Here is a 1,852-nt window from a genome sequence, read left to right as displayed (position 1 = left end):
TGGATCGACGCATCGAAGGCCGGCCGTGCGCTCGACGCGCGCGTGCGCGGCGCGGTCGGGCTGTGCCGGGCCGGCGTGCTCGTCGCGATCGTGCAGTGGCTCGTGGTCGGGCTTGCGATCGCTGTTCCGCAGGTGGGCTAGTCAGCGGCCGTGCGAACCCGCCGTGCGTGGTCGACGCTGTCGTTCCGGCTACGGGTTCATCGAGGAAGCCGCCTCGGGATGTGCGTTACGCGTGAGCCGTCCGCTGCGACCGCGTGCGCTTCACCTCATACATCGCCTGGTCCGCATGCTCGATCAGCGCGGTCATGTCGGTGCCGTCGTCGGGCAGCAGCGCGATCCCGACGCTGACGCCGAGCCGCAGCGGGCGCCCCTCGAATTCGAACGGTTCGCTGACCTGCCGCGCGAGCCGCGTGCTTTGCGCATGCGCGTCGTCGCGGTTGCCGATGTTCGGCAGGATCACCGCGAATTCGTCGCCGCCGATACGCGCGACCGTGTCCGAGCGCCGCACCGCGCCCTGCATCCGCGTGGCGATCTCGCGCAGCGCCGCGTCGCCCGCGCGGTGGCCGAACCCGTCGTTGATCGGCTTCAGCCCGTCCATGTCGATGTTGAGGATGCCGAGCCGGCCGTTCGCGCGCAGCGTCGTGTGCATCGACTGGCGCAGGCGGTCGTAGAACAGCGCGCGGTTCGGCAGCCCCGTCAGCGCGTCGTGCGTCGCGCGCATGTAGAGTTCGTTCGCCTCGTTGCGCGCCGCGTGGAACATCGCGGCGGCGATCAGGTCGGCCGTCAGCCGCAGCGTGCCGGCATCGGCTGGCGAAAAGCCGTCGACTTCCGGCGACATCACCTTCAGCACGCCGACCGTCGTGTCGGCATGGGTGAGCGGCATCACGAGCATCGAACGCAGGCCGACACGCCGGCAGGCGTCGCGATCGACGCGCGGGTCGGTTTCCGAATCGATGCAGTGGAGCAATTCGCCTTGCTGCACGCACAGGCCGGACAGGCTGCCCGAGCGCCGCAGCCGCAGGCCGAGCATCCCGGCCGCGGTGCCCGACGCGGCGCGGTACACCATGTCGTCACCCTCGGCGAATTCGACCGCGGCGGCGCTCGCGCCGGTGAGCTGCGGCACCTGCTCGGCCACATACGCCATCACGCTGCCGAGGTCGAGGCCGAGCTTCGCGATCTCGGTCTGGGCGGCAATGATGCGCAGCAGGGTGTCGGGGGACGGAGTGACGGTGTCGGCGATTTGATTCAAGTCAGTTTTCCGTGAAAGAAAGCACGTCCGGCGGCACGGGATTGCGGTAGCATACGCGCCGCTTCGCGGCGGCGCGTTCCGGGGCGGTCTGCAACGGACCGCCGCCGGCCGGCCGAACCGCGCCGGCAGTATGCCGTTCGGCCCGTCGGGCGACAACGGCGCAATTCTTACCATTCCTCCCTCTCGCGCAGCATTTTCGACTGGATTGAGGTTTTTTTCGCTTCATCGTCGCGAATCGGGGTAAGTTTTGTCCTATTTTTGAGATAGTGTGACGAATGAGCGTGCGCCGGTGCCAGGCGCGCGCAGCACGATGACAGGCGATTAAAGAAATCGCCGCATCGTTTCGATAAATGAATCAGGCCAGTTGGATAGATATGAGGGGAAGCAGTGGGATTGTTCACTCACGGGCATAGCTGCTTTGCGCGCATCGGTTCCGATGCAACGGATGACCTGACGATCCTGACGAAACGGAGCGGCGCATGAAGCCGGCCGTGTCGCTGTTCGTCCTGTCGGCCGCCATGGTCGGCGCATTTCACACGGCCGCGCTGTCGGCCGCGCCGATGCCGGCCGTGCCGGCCGCCGCGGCCTCGGGCGCGATGCCGG

Annotated in this window: 1 protein-coding gene; it reads right to left on the bottom strand. The window is 67.8% G+C overall.

Annotation, left to right across the window (positions count from 1 at the left end):
- Nucleotides 1-226 precede the first annotated feature (226 nt).
- Nucleotides 227-1,249: a sensor domain-containing diguanylate cyclase gene (locus L810_RS42020; protein ID WP_021164184.1), complete on the bottom strand. Its 1,023-nt coding sequence runs from the start codon at nucleotides 1,247-1,249 to the stop codon at nucleotides 227-229.
- Nucleotides 1,250-1,852: the final 603 nt, after the last annotated feature.

Source organism: Burkholderia sp. AU4i (genome assembly GCF_000466765.1).
In the GTDB taxonomy this organism is placed as follows: domain Bacteria; phylum Pseudomonadota; class Gammaproteobacteria; order Burkholderiales; family Burkholderiaceae; genus Burkholderia; species Burkholderia cepacia.
Note: the sequence above shows the minus strand (reverse complement) of the source record. Positions and strands in the feature narration are given on the sequence as shown.